The sequence below is a fragment of the Veillonellaceae bacterium genome (assembly GCA_025992895.1).
Lineage (GTDB): Bacteria > Bacillota > Negativicutes > Veillonellales > Dialisteraceae > Dialister.
Map to the genome: position 1 here is coordinate 69,723 of DAJPGA010000001.1, position 15,700 is coordinate 85,422.

16 protein-coding genes are annotated in these 15,700 nt (G+C 50.4%); 10 read left to right on the forward strand and 6 right to left on the reverse strand.

What is annotated here, in order from left to right:
* Positions 1-90: 90 nt before the first annotated feature.
* From OIM03_00330 to OIM03_00355, 6 genes are all read right to left on the reverse strand, one after another.
* Positions 91-963 carry a protein jag gene (locus OIM03_00330; protein HJI72728.1) on the reverse strand — a complete coding sequence of 291 codons (873 nt, stop codon included), beginning with the start codon at positions 961-963 and terminating at the stop codon, positions 91-93.
* The gene (locus tag OIM03_00335) at positions 929-1,933 is read right to left on the reverse strand and encodes a YidC/Oxa1 family membrane protein insertase (GenBank protein HJI72729.1); all 1,005 of its coding nucleotides are present in this window, start codon (positions 1,931-1,933) and stop codon (positions 929-931) included. Before OIM03_00335 ends, OIM03_00330 begins: the two co-directional genes overlap by 35 nt.
* A 184-nt stretch (positions 1,934-2,117) precedes the next feature.
* Entirely contained in the window at positions 2,118-2,327 is a 210-nt protein-coding gene (gene yidD / locus OIM03_00340; GenBank protein ID HJI72730.1) for a membrane protein insertion efficiency factor YidD, read from the reverse strand.
* Positions 2,324-2,704: a ribonuclease P protein component gene (rnpA, locus tag OIM03_00345; protein HJI72731.1), complete on the reverse strand. Its 381-nt coding sequence runs from the start codon at positions 2,702-2,704 to the stop codon at positions 2,324-2,326. Before rnpA ends, yidD begins: the two co-directional genes overlap by 4 nt.
* Entirely contained in the window at positions 2,697-2,834 is a 138-nt protein-coding gene (gene rpmH, locus OIM03_00350; protein ID HJI72732.1) for a 50S ribosomal protein L34, read from the reverse strand. Before rpmH ends, rnpA begins: the two co-directional genes overlap by 8 nt.
* Positions 2,835-3,045: 211 nt before the next feature.
* Entirely contained in the window at positions 3,046-3,555 is a 510-nt protein-coding gene (locus OIM03_00355; GenBank protein HJI72733.1) for a flavodoxin family protein, read from the reverse strand.
* A 161-nt stretch (positions 3,556-3,716) separates the two neighbouring features.
* On the opposite strand from OIM03_00355, the gene OIM03_00360 reads away from it, so the two are divergent.
* The 10 genes from OIM03_00360 (at position 3,717) to OIM03_00405 (ending at position 15,499) form a co-directional block, all read left to right on the forward strand.
* Complete coding sequence (locus OIM03_00360; GenBank protein HJI72734.1) at positions 3,717-4,910, forward strand: DNA polymerase IV; 1,194 nt, start codon at positions 3,717-3,719, stop codon at positions 4,908-4,910.
* 68 nt (positions 4,911-4,978) lie between these two features.
* Positions 4,979-6,118 carry a M20/M25/M40 family metallo-hydrolase gene (locus tag OIM03_00365; GenBank protein ID HJI72735.1) on the forward strand — a complete coding sequence of 380 codons (1,140 nt, stop codon included), beginning with the start codon at positions 4,979-4,981 and terminating at the stop codon, positions 6,116-6,118.
* Positions 6,119-6,163: 45 nt separating this feature from the next.
* A complete protein-coding gene (locus tag OIM03_00370) occupies positions 6,164-6,538 on the forward strand; it encodes a pyridoxamine 5'-phosphate oxidase family protein (GenBank protein ID HJI72736.1) in 375 nt (124 codons plus the stop codon).
* Positions 6,539-6,917: 379 nt separating this feature from the next.
* Positions 6,918-7,616: a helix-turn-helix domain-containing protein gene (locus tag OIM03_00375; protein ID HJI72737.1), complete on the forward strand. Its 699-nt coding sequence runs from the start codon at positions 6,918-6,920 to the stop codon at positions 7,614-7,616.
* 29 nt (positions 7,617-7,645) lie between these two features.
* Positions 7,646-8,488 carry an IS3 family transposase gene (locus OIM03_00380; GenBank protein HJI72738.1) on the forward strand — a complete coding sequence of 281 codons (843 nt, stop codon included), beginning with the start codon at positions 7,646-7,648 and terminating at the stop codon, positions 8,486-8,488.
* Between the two features lie 480 nt (positions 8,489-8,968).
* On the forward strand, positions 8,969-11,359 hold the full coding sequence (gene ppsA / locus OIM03_00385) for a phosphoenolpyruvate synthase (GenBank protein ID HJI72739.1): 2,391 nt from the start codon (positions 8,969-8,971) through the stop codon (positions 11,357-11,359).
* A 139-nt stretch (positions 11,360-11,498) separates the two neighbouring features.
* On the forward strand, positions 11,499-12,131 hold the full coding sequence (locus OIM03_00390) for a helix-turn-helix transcriptional regulator (GenBank protein ID HJI72740.1): 633 nt from the start codon (positions 11,499-11,501) through the stop codon (positions 12,129-12,131).
* 9 nt (positions 12,132-12,140) lie between these two features.
* Positions 12,141-12,974, forward strand: a complete 834-nt coding sequence (locus OIM03_00395) for a kinase/pyrophosphorylase (protein HJI72741.1) — start codon at positions 12,141-12,143, stop codon at positions 12,972-12,974.
* A 148-nt stretch (positions 12,975-13,122) separates the two neighbouring features.
* Positions 13,123-14,148, forward strand: a complete 1,026-nt coding sequence (locus OIM03_00400) for a deoxyguanosinetriphosphate triphosphohydrolase (protein ID HJI72742.1) — start codon at positions 13,123-13,125, stop codon at positions 14,146-14,148.
* 982 nt (positions 14,149-15,130) lie between these two features.
* The gene (locus OIM03_00405) at positions 15,131-15,499 is read left to right on the forward strand and encodes a metalloregulator ArsR/SmtB family transcription factor (GenBank protein HJI72743.1); all 369 of its coding nucleotides are present in this window, start codon (positions 15,131-15,133) and stop codon (positions 15,497-15,499) included.
* Positions 15,500-15,700: the final 201 nt, after the last annotated feature.

Sequence of the window (15,700 nt, forward strand, 5' to 3'; positions counted from 1 at the left end):
TAAAATCCTACGAGCCGGATGCGCCGGTGATTTAGGCCCATTTCCCGCACAAAAAAACTCCCGTTTTCACGGGAGTCATTTGTTTTCGTCTCAGCGGTTCGGGCTGATGACTACGTATCTGTACGGTACTTCTCCTTCGGATTCGGTGGAGACGGAGGGATCGTCCTGCAGTGCGAGATGGATGATTCTGCGTTCTCCTGCCGGCATCGGTTCGAGTTTGACGGGTTCGCCGGTTCTTCTTGCTTTGCCGGCAAGTCTATGTGCGAGGGCTTCCAGGGTGTCCTGGCGGCGTTCTCTGTAGTTTTCCACGTCAAGCATGACGAAGTAACGGTGACGGAAGGATTTGCCAGCGGCAAGGTTTGTCAGGTACTGGAGTGCGTCCAGTGTCTGGCCGTGTTTGCCGATGAGGATGCCGAGGCCTTCTCCGTGGAGGGAGAGGAGAATTCTTTCTTCGTTCATCATTTTTTCCATGGTGACGTCGAGGTGCATGCCCTTGAATACGTTTTCGAGGAATTTCTTCGCTTCTTCAGCGGTCTGTTCCTGTTCTTCCGCATTGAACGGTGCTTCTTCTCTGCCTTCTCTGTGAGCCGGTTTTTCTTCAGTTTCCTTGGATTCTGTTTCTTCCGTTTCCTTGGATTCTTCAGCGGTTTCAGCCGGAGCTTCTGCTTCTTTTGCTTCTTTCTCAGCTGGTTCTTCCTTGGTTTCTTCGGCTTTCGATTCTTCTGCCGGTGTTTCAGCCAGTGTTTCTTCGGCTTTCGGTGCTTCCGGAGTTTCTTCTGTTTCCGGTTCATCGATGACGGATACGTCAACGACGGCCGGTTTCTTGTGGATCAATCCGAAAAGTCCGCCGGAGGGCTGTTCTACGACATGAACGATTGCTTCTTCACGGCTGATACCCAGCTGTTTTATGCCGTCTTCTACTGCGGCTTCAACTGTTTTTGCTGTGACTCTGACTGTTCTCATTTCGTTTCATCAGCCTCCCCGGGTTTCTTATCGTTGTTCTTTTTTCTTCTGCTTCCGGCTTTGCTTCGGGAGCTTTCTTTTCTTCTTTGTTTTCCTCTTTCGGAGCTTCTGTCTTCGGAGCTTCTGCGGCTGTTTCTCCGCTTTCAGCTTCTTCATCTGCTTCCGGTTCTTTCTTCTTGACTACCTTCTTGATGACTCTTTTGCGAATGACCTTTTTCTTCTTCGGTTCTTCGGTCTTGACTTCATCTTCGTCTTCATGGTTGTGAACTGTCAGTACGCCTTTTTTGGAGACGCCGAGACGGTCGACCATTTCTTCACGATACATGATGGTCTGCTGCACGAGCTGGTACAGGTTGCAGACAATCCAGTAAATGACAAGTCCGCTCGGGAAGTTCAGCGACATCCACCCGATCATGAGAGGCATGAGAAGAAGCATGGTCTTCTGGTTGCCAGGAGCATCTTTCGGTGTGGTCTGCCAGGAAATGATGAAGGTAGACGCAGCGGAAAGGATCGGGAGGATATAGGTGGAGTCCGGTACGGCAAGGCTCTGCAGCCAGAGGAAGCTTTCATGGGCCGGGTCGTAGGGGAATCCCTGAAGGGCGTAGTAAATGGAAACCAGGAATGGCATCTGGATGAGGAGCGGCAGGCAGCCTGCGAGAGGCGATGCGCCGTGTTCCTTGTACAGTTTGCCCATTTCTTCACGCAGTTTGTTCGGATCGTTTTTGTACTTCTTCTGGATCCGCTGCATTTCTGGCTGGATTTCCTGCATGGCCTTCATGGACTTGATCTGTTTTAGGGCAAACGGGAGCAGGAGGGTCTTGATGATCACTGTCAGGACAATGATCGCGATCCCGTAGCTCGGGAAGCCCATATCGTTTGTCATCTTGTAGCAGAATTCGAGGCAGACGCGCATGATGTCTGCGAGGAAGCCTACAAAGGTACTCAGAAGCGGTATCTGAAAATCACTCATTCATTGACTCCTTATACGGTCTGTATTCCAACCGTTAAATGCCCCGGCTTTCTGAATTTCAAGAGCCGGGTGAGTTTTGTGCGGAAATCCGCAGCGGGGAAATCCACCGCTTTCTTGCTTGGCTTTTGTTATGGGTGCTTGTAAAAGCCGCCTGAATGGATGGGCCTATCAAAAAAAGCAGCGGTCACGGCAAAGGATCGTATCCTCCCTTATGAAAAGGGTGACACTTGGAAATCCGTTTGACGGCGAGCCAGCTGCCTTTCAGGGCGCCATATTTTTGTACCGCCTGCAGAGCATATTCGCTGCAGGTGGGGTAAAAACGACAGCAGGGAGCCTTAAGGGGTGAAATAAAGGTCCTGTAGAATCGTATCAATGCGATAAGCAGATTCTTCATGACTGCACCAGTATTCCGGCTTTACGCCACAAGGCCAGGACAGCCTTTTCCGCCTCCTTATAAGTCGCTGTGGTCAGGAAGCTTCCTGCCAGCATGATCGCCTCATAATTGGGCGAAAGTTCTGCCCGGTGAAGGCGGTAAACCTCCTTCATCAGCCGTCTTGCGCGGTTGCGGTCCACGGCATGGCCGATTTTTTTCGTCGTTACAAAACCGATCCGGATGTCTCCGCTCTTGACCCTGGTGACATAAAGCAGTCCAGCCCTGTTGCTGAACCTTTTCCCGGAACGGTAAATTCTTCGGTAATCCCTGTTCTGTCTGATCCGGTAGGAACGGAACAAGCGGTGCCCCGTCTGTTCCTTGTTCTCTAGATTAGGCACTTAATACCTTTCTGCCTTTTGCTCTTCTTCTCTTCAGAACAATACGGCCTGCTTTCGTCTTCATACGAGCGCGGAAACCGTGAGTCTGTTTTCTCCAGTGATTGTTCGGCTGGAACGTCATCTTTGCCATTAGTCAACACCTCCTTACGTAGTGGCAGTGCCATTTATCTGCACCATAACAGACTAATTATAGCTAAGTCGGGCATGGCTGTCAATGAAAAAACCTTTACAAAAGACGGATTTATTCCTATTTTCTTCTGTTTTCTCTTTCATTTCCCAGTTTTCTTCTCATAAAAAAAAGAACGCCCCCGAAAGGTTCCGGAAGCGTCTTCCCAAAAGACTCAGGCCTGTGCTTTTTCTGCCATGGAAACGGCCCATTCTCCTGCGCGGCGGAAGTCGTCCTCATTCGGATGCTTTTCCGCTTCCTGCAGACGTGCCAGCCTGTCAGGGGTCATCGGATGGACGAGCTTGGCATGCTCGCTGCGCTTTCCGATGTGGAAGGAATGAACGCGGCCCTGGCTGATGAAGGTGCCGAGGCATTCGGAATCTTCTGGAAGAAGTGCGGCTGCATTGTCGAGGTAATCCCTGGCTGCCTGGGAATCCGGATAAGTGCCGGCGGTTGCGAAGATGGCAACCTTCTTTCCATGCAGCGACTCGATCGTGCGGCGCGCGGTAAAGTCAGCTCCGCGGCGGAAGCCCCAGAAGCCGACGAAAATCAAATCATACCCGTCCACTGACGGCTGGCGGCCTTCCTCGAAAATGTCCTTTTCGCCCGGAAGCGCTTCATAAACGGCTTCGGCGATGGCTTTCGTATTTCCTGTACGGGAAGACCAGAGTACTAAAGATTTCATAGATAGTTCCTCCTCATTGAACTAATGATATGAACGGCGCCGGACTCTTGATTAAGCGCCTTTTTAATAGTACATGGAAGGGCGTTTTTTGTCAAAAGCGCGTTTGACACCGCCCTTCCCCTTCTCTTATGATGAATACAGATAAAGAAAGGAGGAGCCTCATGAAACGCTGGATTATGCATGTGGACATGGATGCGTTCTTCGCGTCCGTCGAGCAGAGGGACAATCCCGAGCTGCGCGGAAAGCCTGTCATCGTCGGCGGCGATTCCAGAAGGGGCGTCGTCGCGACGGCTTCGTATGAAGCAAGGAAGTATGGTGTGCACTCGGCGATGCCGTCGCTCAAGGCGCACGAGCTTTGCCCGGAAGGCATTTTCGTGAGGCCCCGTTTCGATGCTTACAAGAAGGCATCGGATGAAATCCATCAGATCATGCTCCACTATGCGGATGCGTACGAGCCGATTTCCCTGGACGAAGCTTTTCTGGACATCTCGGGCATGGGCGAGAAATACAAGACGCTTGGCGCCATCGGGCGCGCGATCAAGAAGGAAATCTACGACAAGGTCCACCTCGTCGCCTCGGTCGGGATTGCGCCCAACAAGTTCCTCGCCAAGATGGCAAGCGACATGGATAAGCCGGACGGCCTTTTCATCATCCCTTACGGAAAAGAAAAGGACGTCCTCGCCCCTCTCCCCGTCCGCCGTCTCTGGGGCGTCGGGAAGGTGACGGAGAAGAAACTCATCGCTTCGGGCTACAAGACGATCGGAGATATCCAGAATGCGCCGCCCGGCGAACTGGAGTCGCTCTTCGGAAGCCGCGGCGGAGAGCTCCGCGCGCTTGCTTTCGGAAAGGACGACCGCCCCATCGAATCCGAGAGGAAGATCAAGTCGATCGGGGATGAGGAAACGTACGAGCACGACCTGACCGATCCCGAGGAAATCGACAGGCAGATCGCCATCCACAGCGACATCGTCGCACAGAGGCTCCGGAAGCACGATCTCACTGCGAGGACCATTTCCCTTAAAATCCGCTTCGGCTCTTTCGAGACGGTCATGCGCTCCATGTCCCGGGAAGACGGGACGAACCTGCAGGAGGAAATCTATGCGATGTGCCAGGAGCTCCTCCAGCGTATCCCCATCCGGGAGGGCATCCGCCTGATCGGCGTCACGGGCTCGAATCTTTCTTCCGGCCCGCGCATGACGTCCCTCTTTTCCCATGACTGGGAGAAACGGGAAAAAGCCGCCCGCGCAATGGATGAGATCCAGAAGAAATTCGGCAGGCAGGCGCTCCGGAAAGGCTTCTGGCTGGAAGAAGAAGCGAAGAAGGACTCCGGGAAGGAAAAGGACAAGGATGAGTGAATTTCCTCCCCTGTTTTCATAGGCGTATAATAAAGGTATATATAATGTAAGAAGAAAGGAGAACTTTCATGGTTAATGAAGATAGAATGAGACATACCTTCGAGGATCTCGTAAAGATCGACGCACCGAGCAAGGGCGAGCGCGAGGTCTGCGATTACCTGAAGAAGAAATTAAGAGCACTGGGCGCTGCCAAAATCACCGAGGACAATAACGGCTCGGTCAATGGCGGAAACAGCGGCAATCTGATCGCTGTATTCAACGCGAATACGGAAGGCCTTCCTTCCATCGCGCTGACGGCCCACATGGACTGCGTGGAAAACTGCCGCGGCATCGAGCCCGTCCTGGAAGACGGCGTGTACCGCTCCAAGGGCGATACGGTTCTTGGCGGAGACGACAAGGCAGGCGTTGCTGCCATTTTGGAAGGCCTTGCCCTGATGAAGGAAACGTACATCCCGCATGGCAAAGTCACTGTCATTTTCACCGTACAGGAAGAAATCGGGCTCTGCGGTTCTTCTTCCATCGAAGAAAAATACATCTCCGGCATCGATTTCGGCTATACGCTCGACGGCGACGGCGCTGCCGGCTCTGCTTATACCGCAGGCCCATCCGAATACACCCTCGACTTCACCTGCAAGGGCGTCGCTGCCCATGCCGGCATGGCGCCTGAAAAAGGCACGAATGCGATTGCCATGGCAGGCCTTGGCATTTCCCTCTGCCCGACAGGAAGAATCGACGATGAAACGACATGCAATATCGGCCTCATCGAAGGCGGCACGGCCGTCAATATCGTTCCTGACCGCTGCGTCGTCCACTGCGAAGCAAGAAGCAGAAACGACGAAAAACTCGAAGCCCTTGTCGCTAAGATGGAAGCTGCCTTCAAGGAAGCAGCCGCCAAGTTCCCGGAAGGATCTTTGGAAATCAAGAAGGAAAAGACATATGACTCCTTCTGCATCAAAGACACCGATCCCGCCCTCCAGCTCTTCCGCGCCGCATGCGCTGAAGCAGGCTACCGCGTGACCGCTGGCCCATCCGGCGGCGGCAGCGATGCCAACTGGTTCGGCACCAAGGGCTTCCCGTCCCTCTTAGTCGGCGTCGGCATGACGGACTTCCATACGAACCGCGAATCCCTCAAAGTCAAAGACCTCTACGAAGCAGGCGATCTCGTCTACCATATCATCGAAGCAGAAAGCCACTTCGCAGGCCATTAATCCGATCATTCGGGCCGAAAGGCCATTTCCTGAAGGGAGACGATTATGCTTCCACAGAAATTTTTCGACGTCCTGAAACACGAAGGCGTCGTATCCCTCACCACATGGGGCCGTGATGTCCCCCATGTCACAAACACCTGGAATTCCTACCTCGTCATCACCGATGACGAAAGAATCCTCGCTCCCGCAGCCGGCATGCACCACCTGGAAGAAGACCTTGCCGTCAACGACCGCATCATCGTGACACTCGGCGCAAGAGAAGTCGAAGGAAGAAACGGCTACCAGGGCACCGGTTTCCGCGTAGAAGGCAAAGCCCGCCTCGTCAGCGAAGGAAAAGAATTCGACATGATGAAAGAGAAATACCCGTTCCTGAGATCTGTTCTGGAAATCACCGCAGAAACTGCTGTGCAGCTGCTGTAAAGGGAATATAGAGTCTGTGGCGAAATGTGCAATCATTTCGTTACAGACTCTTTTTGTATTGGGATATTCCATTAAAGGATTATCTAACAAATGTATTTATTGGTTCTGTCTGAAAACCACAAAGGATGCTTCGCCTTTTTAGAAACTGCACCCCTATCGCCCTTCGGGCACTTCCCTCCGTTGGGGGAAGCTCGGCGATGAGAAACAAAAGAAATCAGTTCTTATTTGTTTTGAACTTATATAGCTTTGCTCGAGAACTACTGTATTCCCTGGCTTCGCCAGGACCTTGGTATGATTCAACAAGAAAGACAGAATAATATCATAAATATATTAGGAGGTCATTCTTATGCCATGTAAAACCAAAGCGTCCCCGGAGGAAATGTTAGACCAGATTGCTTCATATCTCTATCAGGGTGTTACGATTACCCAGGCAGCTGAAAATCTTCATATGAGCCGCATAACATTCAGGAAATGGGTCCTCCGGTATAAAGAGGAGGGCTTTAAGGGATTGCGGCCCAGGCAGCATTTGTCTTACTACTCCAATCAGATGAAGATCCAGGCCGTAAAGGAATATCTTAAAGGCGGTGTTTCCATGCTTTCCGTCTGTGCCAAATACAGAATTTCCGGCACACTCTCCCTTAAAACATGGATTGAGGCGTATAATGAGCATAAGTTGACAGACCTCGTTTCTGAAGGAGGAGATCTTATGGGCAAACGCCAGCAATCGGTCAAGGAAGAGCGAGTCAGAATCGTTCAGGAGTGCATCGCCAGTGGATGCGATTATAACAAGATAGCCAAGAAGTACAACATGTCCTACCAAACGCTCTACACATGGGTAAAAAAGTTCAAGGAAATGGGCGAAGTTGGTCTTGAGGATTACAGAGGAAAGCCGATCAGGCTCCAAACGCCCCGGACCGAAGAAGAACAGCTGCGTCAGGAGAATGCCAGACTTCTTGAAGAACAGAAGGATCTTATAGCAGAGATTGCCCTGCTAAAAAAAAAGATGGAGATAGAGGAAAGGTTGCGTTCCTCGAAGGATTCAGCCTTACTCACCTTCTCAGAGATTTTAAAGCCATAAAAGAAGTCCATGAAGAAACCAACATCTCCATAGAAAGTCTCTGCCGACTCTCAAAGGTCTCCCGGGCAGCTTATTACGGATGGCTGAATCATATTAAGAGCGGCCGTGAACTGCTGAGAGAAAAGGTCGCACAGGAGGTCATGAAAACCCATCAGGAATATCCGGATATGGGATACCGCCGGATTAACGATTGGATCAAGAAGGATGACAACATCAATATAAATGTAAGCGACAGTCTGGTTCTTCGTATCATGCGGATACTTAATATTAAGTCCGTGATCAAGTACAAGACCGATGGTTGCACTCGTAACGCAAAGGATCCAAAGTACATTTTTGAAAACCTGCTGAACCGTGACTTTGATGCCGGCGTGTCCAATGCAAGATGGATGACGGATGTCACTGAATTCAAGTACACAACTGCTGATGGAGTTTTGCACAAGTTATATTTAAGCGCGATTATTGACGGCCATGATCGCCGGATTGTCTCTTATGTCATCGGCGACAGGAACAATACTGCACTGGCTTTTGAGACAATGGAAAAGGCACTTAAAGAGAATCCTGGAGAACATCCAATGATTCATACCGACCGCGGATTCCAGTATACAAGCAACGGATTCCATAAGATTGTTGAAAAAGCAGGACTGGTTCACAGCATGTCCCGTGTAGGCTGCTGTGCAGACAACGGTCTGATGGAAGGGTTCTGGGGAATGCTGAAGCGCGAACGTTACTACACACGTAAATTCACCAGCCGTAAAGCAGTGGTAAGCATGATCAACGGCTACATCTACTTCTACAACAACAAACGCATTCAGCGCAAATTACATCTTTTAGCTCCAATGGAAGTATTCAACGCAGCTCCAATGGCTGCATGATTAAGATTAAAGTACGATTAGATTTTTTATGATATTTATTTGTCTGTATTAACAAATCCGCACCACCTTCTCCTGCCGGAGCAAGGTCAAAGGCATTCTTCCCTTCCAGGGCAAGGTCAAAGGCCATCGGCTCTTTTTTGTTGTAAAAAAGCGTACACCATATCTTTCTTATAAGTCTTTATATAAGATTTTAATGAAGCTGTATACACCAATCGCTCTTTTGTAGACAAATAGGTAGGAACACCCTGAAATCTACAGGATAAGCGAAATAGGGTAAGCTTCATCCTTCCCTCAAAGATGAGTAAATCAGCATGAATCGCTTCATGAATGCGAAAAGCATATGTTTATTTCCTTTGAGTATCCCTCTTTTTCTGATTAAGCATTTGACAATGTATCATTTTAGGTATACTCTTAGTAAAGAAATTTGAAATTAAGTGTACATTTCAAACTAATTCTTTTCTTCATTTCTAGGAGGATATGATGGACGTAGAGAAAGCTTATGTTTTATGGTTTGACGAACTGCACAGAAAAGATGTCGCACTGGTTGGCGGGAAATCTTCTTCCCTGGGCGAACTGACGACTTCCACGGGCGTGCCGGTACCGTATGGATACGCTACGACAGCTCATGCTTACAGATATTTCATGGAACAGACTGGACAGAACAAGAAGATCCATGAACTGCTTGAAGACCTGACCGATGTAGAAGACTCCGTGGAACTCCATGAAGTCTGCACAAAGATCCGCGAAAGCATCGTTTCTGCAGAAATGCCGGAAGACCTGGCAAAGGCTATCGGTGATGCATACGAAGAACTCGCACAGAAGGTCAATGAAAAGGATCCTTATGTCGCTGTCCGTTCTTCCGCTACCGCTGAAGATCTGCCGGACGCTTCCTTCGCGGGCCAGCAGGACACCTACCTCAACGTCACCGGACGCGATATGGTCATCCGCAAGGTCAAGGAATGCTATGCTTCCACCTTCACCGACCGCGCTGTATACTACAGAGCCAAGAAGAATTTCGACCATGAAAACGTGGCTCTTTCCGCAGCTGTCCAGATGATGGCTGACTCCAAAGTCGCAGGCGTTATGTTCACCGTCAACATCGCAAACGGCGACGACAGCACCATCATGATCGAAGGATCCTGGGGCCTTGGCGAATACGTCGTACAGGGCACAGTTACCCCGGATAACTTCATCGTCAACAAAGACGACCTCACCATTAAGAGCCGTCAGATCAATGAAAAATCCATTGAACTCGTCCGCAAGGAAGGCGGGGACGTAGAAGAAAGAACCGTTCCGGAAAACCTGGCAAAATCCCAGGCTCTGACCGATGAACAGGTCGTAACCCTTGCTAAATACGCTAAAGCCATTGAAAAACACTATGGCTACTACATGGATATGGAATGGGCTGTAGACCATCAGGACCGCATCTGGATCCTGCAGGCTCGTCCTGAAACCGTTTGGTCCAAGAGAAATAAAGAAAAGAAGGCAGGCACTGAAATGAAAATGACAACTGATCATAAGGTACTCGTTAAAGGTCTTCCGGCTTCCCCGGGAATGGCTTCCGGCAAATGCCACGTCATCACTGATCCGAAGGATATCGACGAATTCAAGGAAGGCGAAGTCCTCGTAACCATGATGACCTCCCCTGACTGGGTACCGGCTATGAAGAAAGCAGTTGCCATCGTTACCGACGCTGGCGGCATGACCTGCCACGCATCCATCGTTTCCCGTGAACTTGGCATCCCATGCGTTGTCGGCACAAAGAGCCGCAGCGTAGAAGCTACCTCCGTTCTGAAGACTGGCGATGACATCACCATCGACGCACAGAACGGCATCGTTTACGAAGGCATCGTAGCTGACCTCGTAAAACCGCAGCAGGCTGAAACCGCTCAGGTCCAGGGCGCTCAGGTCGTACAGGCTGAATACTTCGCTCCGACCGGCACAGGCGTCATGATGAACCTCGGCGATCCGGACCTGGCTGACAAATACTCCGCACTGCCATGCGACGGCATAGGCCTCATGCGCGAAGAATTCATCTGGACCACATTCATCCATGAACATCCGCTGTACCTCATCGAACAGGGCAAACCGGAAAAAGTTATCGACATGCTCGCTGAAGGCATTTCCAAAGTATGCCGTGCACTCGCTCCAAGACCCGTCGTTCTGCGCTTCTCCGACTTCAAGTCCGGCGAATACAGAAACCTCAAGGGCGGCGACAAATACGAACCGGAAGAACCGGCAGACCTCCTCGGCTGGAGAGGCGCTTCCCGTTACTATGATCCGAAATACACCGCTGCATTCCGTCTCGAACTGAAAGCAGTCAAGAAAGTCCGCGAAGAATTCGGCCTGAAGAACCTGAACTGCATGATCCCGTTCTGCAGAACCGTAGACGAAGCAGCTAAAGTTACCGCTATCATGAAAGAAGAAGGACTCGAAAGAGGCCCGGACTTCAAACTGTTCCTGATGGCAGAAATCCCGTCCAACATCATCCTGGCTGACCAGTTCAACCAGTTTGTCGACGGCTACTCCATCGGATCCAACGATCTGACCATGCTCATCCTGGGCTGCGACAGAAACAACGACACCGTTTCCGCACTCTTCGATGAAAGAAACCTGGCTATCAAGAGAGCTATCCGTCACCTCATCGCCACCGCACACAAGGACGGCAAGACCGTTTCCATCTGCGGACAGGCACCGTCCGTATACCCGGACTTCACTGAATTCCTCGTCAAGAGCGGTATCGACTACGTATCCGTCAACCCGGACATGGTCAAAGCCACCAAGAGAAACGTCGCACGCATCGAACAGAGACTCATGCTCGACGCTGCTACCGGCAGAGGACTCCAGGATCCGACCGACTATACCTGGTAATGAAATAAACCGGCGCGCTGGAAAAATCTCCGGACATTTTCCTGCCGGTCAAATGTAAAGATTCGGCATTTCCGGGGCTGTCTATGCAGTCCCGGTTTGCCATAAATTTCTGTCAAGCAGAAGAAAAGGAAGGTACAAGATGCAGTTAACCGGCCGTCAAAAAGAAATCACGCGCATCGTGAGGGAGAACGGACCTATCACGGGCGAAATGATAGCCGAGCGCCTTCACGTTACGCGAAGCGCCCTGCGCGGCGATCTGGCAGTCCTTCTTTCCGGAGAAGTCATTGCCGCGCGCCGCAGACTTGGCTATTACTATCTCGGAGGCGGGGAAGATCCCGCAGCCGCTGAAATCCGTTCCTGCACAGCAGAATCCTGCATGTCACGCCCGATCGTGGTCAACGTGGACACGAACGCCTATGATGCAGCCGTACTCCTCTTTACAGAAGACATCGGCACACTCTTCGTAGGCAAAGAAGACGACGTACTTGGCGTCGTTTCCAGAAAAGATCTGCTGAAAGCAGCCATGGGACGAGAAGACCTCGCGAAGGTGCCGATCTCCATGGTCATGACATCCCGCTCGAAGATGATCTACGCCGAACCGAAAGAAGATATGGTCTCTATTGCCCAGAAACTCATCGACTACGAGATCGACTGCCTGCCCGTAGGCACCTTTAAGGACGTGGGCGGGGAGAAGAAATTCGTTCTCCAGGGCCGTATTTCTAAAACAAATATCACTCGTCTCTTCCTCGATCTGGGAAAAGGCAAACAATAAGAGGGGGTTATGTCTTTGGCTAAAATACCGGAAGTCTATGTCGTCTCCGATTCCCTCGGGGAAACGGCTGAAAGCGTAGCGAAAGCCACCATCAGCCAGTTCGATGAAGACATCGATATCATCCGCGTGCCATTCATCCGTCACGCAGAACAGATTCAGAAAGTCATCGACGAAGCAGCATCACACAATGCTGTCGTATGTCATACACTCGTCAGCCGTGAGCTGCGCGAAACATTTGAAAAAATTGCCGACGCTAAAGGCGTCCGCTACGTCGACATCCTGGGGCCGATGATGGATACCGTAGGCACCATCACCACCACGAAACCAAGAATGAAACCTGGCATCATCCACAAACTCGACGAAGAATACTTCAAGAAAGTAGAAGCCATCGAATTCGCCGTCAAGTACGACGACGGAAAGAATCCGGCCGGCTTTGCCAAAGCAGACGTCGTCCTGCTCGGCGTATCCCGTACATCCAAGACACCGCTGTCTATGTACATGGCGCACAAGAAATTCAAAGTGGCAAACCTGCCGCTCGTACCGGAAGTACCGCTTCCGGAAGAAATCTTCCACGTGCCGCCGTACCGTTTGATCGGACTCATCATTGATCCGTACAAACTCAATACCATCAGAAGCGAACGCATGAAAGCGCTCGGCTTCTCCGGCGCAGCCAACTACACGGACATCGCCCGCATAGAAGACGAACTCTCCTATGCCAAGGAAGTCATGCGCCAGCTCCACTGCCTCGTCCTCGATGTATCCAACAAAGCCATCGAAGAGACAGCCAGCCGTATCATGGCCATCGTCCAGAAAAACAAGGAAACATACGGAGATAAATATTAAGAACAAGGGAATGCGTATCGAAAGGTGCGCATTCTTTTTTATTCCAGTTTTAGAGAATTATGAGACTCTTTCTCATTTCTATGGTAAAATATAGACATGTATCCATATACCAGGGCGGCAAGCCGCTTTTTATACAAGGAGGTCTTTTATGCAAATCCGCGAACGGAGTGAAGAAATAGAAAGCAAGATCGTCTGCGATAGAGCATTTCTGTCCGTGAATTCCACGAGAGACAGACAGGAAGATCCCGATCCATTGAGGACGGCCTTCCAGAGAGACAGGGACAGGATCCTCCACAGCAATTCCTTCCGCCGTCTCAAACACAAGACACAAGTCTATATCGCGCCGATGGGCGACCATTACAGGACACGCATGACGCACACCCTCGAAGTCGCACAGATCGGACGCACCATGGCAAGAGCCCTTCGTCTGAATGAGGACCTCGTCGAAGCCATTGCCTTAGGCCATGACCTCGGCCATACACCCTTCGGCCACGTAGGAGAACAGGCCCTGCAGGAAATCACCGGCCACTTCGAGCACAACGAACAGAGCGTCCGTATCGTCGACAAACTCGAACGCGACGGAAGAGGACTGAACCTCACCGTCCAGGTCAAAGACGGCATCCTCAACCACTGCGGCAAACTCAAAGCCGGCACCCTTGAAGGAAGCCTCATCAAGTACGCCGACCGCATCGCCTACCTCTGCCACGACTACGAAGACGCAGAAACCATGGGACTCATCAGCGCAGCTGAACTTCCCGAAGACGTCAAAGCAAAAATCGGCGTCACCCACTCATCCATGATCACCGCCCTCGTCACCGAAGTCGTGGAAAACTCCATGAAAACACACGAAGACGGCATCCACATGTCCAAAGAAGGAGACGAGATCCTCCTCAAATTCCGCCGCTTCATGTTCGATGAAGTCTACATGTCCGCCTCCCTCATCCCGGACAGGAAACGCGGCAGCAACGTCGTCAAAATGCTCTACGACTACTACACAGAAAAGAAAGAAGACGGCACCTACCACGAAGGCCGCCTCCCCGAAAAACAAGTCGTCCTGGCAGAAGGAAACATCCCGCAGGCCGCCGTAGACTACATCTCCGGCCTCACCGACAACTTCGCCATCAACCTCTTCGAAGACATCTTCGTCCCCAGATACTGGACATTCAAGAAATAATCCGGGCAGATGGCACTTGCCTTCCCAAATGGGGAAGAAGGACCGCAGGCCGGTCTTGACCCTGCCTTTCCACGAGCGCAGCAAGGTTTAGCTGTCCCCGTTAGGGGAAGGAGTATGGTAGGGATGGGGTTTCGTAAGGTTTCAAACAAATAAGAGCTGAGCTCTTTCTTTTATTCCTTGCGAAGCTGTCCCAGTCAGGGGAAAGTGGCCATTATATCAATGATTGCATATGAAATCATGGAAGTGTTTGTAGAATTTTATAATGGCCGAAAGGGGTGCAGTTTAAGTAAAGTTTTTCCTTTTGCGCCGAAAGGGGTTCATTTTCTAAAAAGGCGAAGCATCCTCTCGATTTTCAAATAACACAAATAAATACTTCTGTTGGATCATCCTCCAACAGAATATCCCAGCACAAAAGGAGCTGCAGAAATGATTACCCATTTCCGCAGCTCTTTTTATTTCCCTCAATGAGTATCGAGCTTTGTGCCTTTCGATGCACAGAAAGAAACATTTAGTAATATAGGTTCAAATTTTTCGATAGGTTTAAAAAAGTTTGTGCCAAAATGAATAGTTATCAATTTTTTAGTGACAAAATCGCAAAAATGCATTAGAATAATGTTACTTATAGAGAAAGCTCGCTATTGTACAGAACAATTTGTTTTCTATCATATGGGGTGTCAGGCTGTGAATTTTCCCAATATCTAGAAATCTGGATTGACAGAAGCGGCTTTGTGAGTTACAATGGTTTTGAACAAAATATTTAAATGTATCGATTGAGTAGGATTCACCATTAATTCTTGATGAACGTCTCCGGAGTCAGCTGGTTCATAGATAGACCTCAGGCCGCGCCGGAGGGATAGGAAGTGCGGATCTAGTGATCTGTTGAAGGGAAATCCTCTCCGTTTTTTCATTGCAGGAATTGAGGATAATCTTGAATGAATCGGTGACCGCCCGGATACATAGGTTCAGAAAGGAGCCTTTTATCATGGATTTCCAGCCAAGCTACAAGGAATTCGCCAGCATTTTCAAGGCGCTGTCTGATGAAACACGTTTGAGAGTCGTAGACATGCTCTCCTGCCGCGAAATGTCCGCAGGCGACATTCTTTCCAATTTCACGCTGTCACAGTCCACACTGTCCTACCACATGAAGATTCTGATCGAATCTGGCGTCGTCAACGCACGTCGTGAAGGACTTTGGACTAAGTATTCCATCAACGATGAGACATTCAACCGCGTGATGGACTTCCTGCCGGAACTGTACAAGCTGAAAGATAAATGCGTCTGCCAGCAGATTAAGTACGTCAAGAATCCGGAACGCCAGGAACTCGGCGGAGCCGATGAATTCGGCAACTAATGCCCAATCCGATGCATCATAAAAGCCCGTGAGCAATCACGGGCTTTTTGATTGTCAAAATAAAGAAGCAGTGGAGAAGCGGAACATTTTCTAAAAAGCAGCGAGGTTTGGCTGTCCCCGTCAGGGGAAAGTGGCGCGCATGCGCCGAAAGGGGTTAATTACCACGCAGCAAAGCTGCGGTTGTATGGTTTTTCTCTTTTT

Excerpts from the sequence above, each read along its gene's own strand:
- OIM03_00330 (HJI72728.1), bottom strand. The coding sequence starts at position 963 with ATGAGAACAGTCAGAGTCACAGCAAAAACAGTTGAAGCCGCAGTAGAA.
- OIM03_00335 (HJI72729.1), bottom strand. The coding sequence starts at position 1,933 with ATGAGTGATTTTCAGATACCGCTTCTGAGTACCTTTGTAGGCTTCCTC.
- yidD (HJI72730.1), bottom strand. The coding sequence starts at position 2,327 with ATGAAGAATCTGCTTATCGCATTGATACGATTCTACAGGACCTTTATT.
- rpmH (HJI72732.1), bottom strand. The coding sequence starts at position 2,834 with ATGGCAAAGATGACGTTCCAGCCGAACAATCACTGGAGAAAACAGACT.
- OIM03_00355 (HJI72733.1), bottom strand. The coding sequence starts at position 3,555 with ATGAAATCTTTAGTACTCTGGTCTTCCCGTACAGGAAATACGAAAGCC.
- OIM03_00360 (HJI72734.1), top strand. The coding sequence starts at position 3,717 with ATGAAACGCTGGATTATGCATGTGGACATGGATGCGTTCTTCGCGTCC.
- OIM03_00365 (HJI72735.1), top strand. The coding sequence starts at position 4,979 with ATGGTTAATGAAGATAGAATGAGACATACCTTCGAGGATCTCGTAAAG.
- OIM03_00370 (HJI72736.1), top strand. The coding sequence starts at position 6,164 with ATGCTTCCACAGAAATTTTTCGACGTCCTGAAACACGAAGGCGTCGTA.
- OIM03_00375 (HJI72737.1), top strand. The coding sequence starts at position 6,918 with ATGTTAGACCAGATTGCTTCATATCTCTATCAGGGTGTTACGATTACC.
- ppsA (HJI72739.1), top strand. The coding sequence starts at position 8,969 with ATGGACGTAGAGAAAGCTTATGTTTTATGGTTTGACGAACTGCACAGA.
- OIM03_00390 (HJI72740.1), top strand. The coding sequence starts at position 11,499 with ATGCAGTTAACCGGCCGTCAAAAAGAAATCACGCGCATCGTGAGGGAG.
- OIM03_00395 (HJI72741.1), top strand. The coding sequence starts at position 12,141 with ATGTCTTTGGCTAAAATACCGGAAGTCTATGTCGTCTCCGATTCCCTC.
- OIM03_00400 (HJI72742.1), top strand. The coding sequence starts at position 13,123 with ATGCAAATCCGCGAACGGAGTGAAGAAATAGAAAGCAAGATCGTCTGC.
- OIM03_00405 (HJI72743.1), top strand. The coding sequence starts at position 15,131 with ATGGATTTCCAGCCAAGCTACAAGGAATTCGCCAGCATTTTCAAGGCG.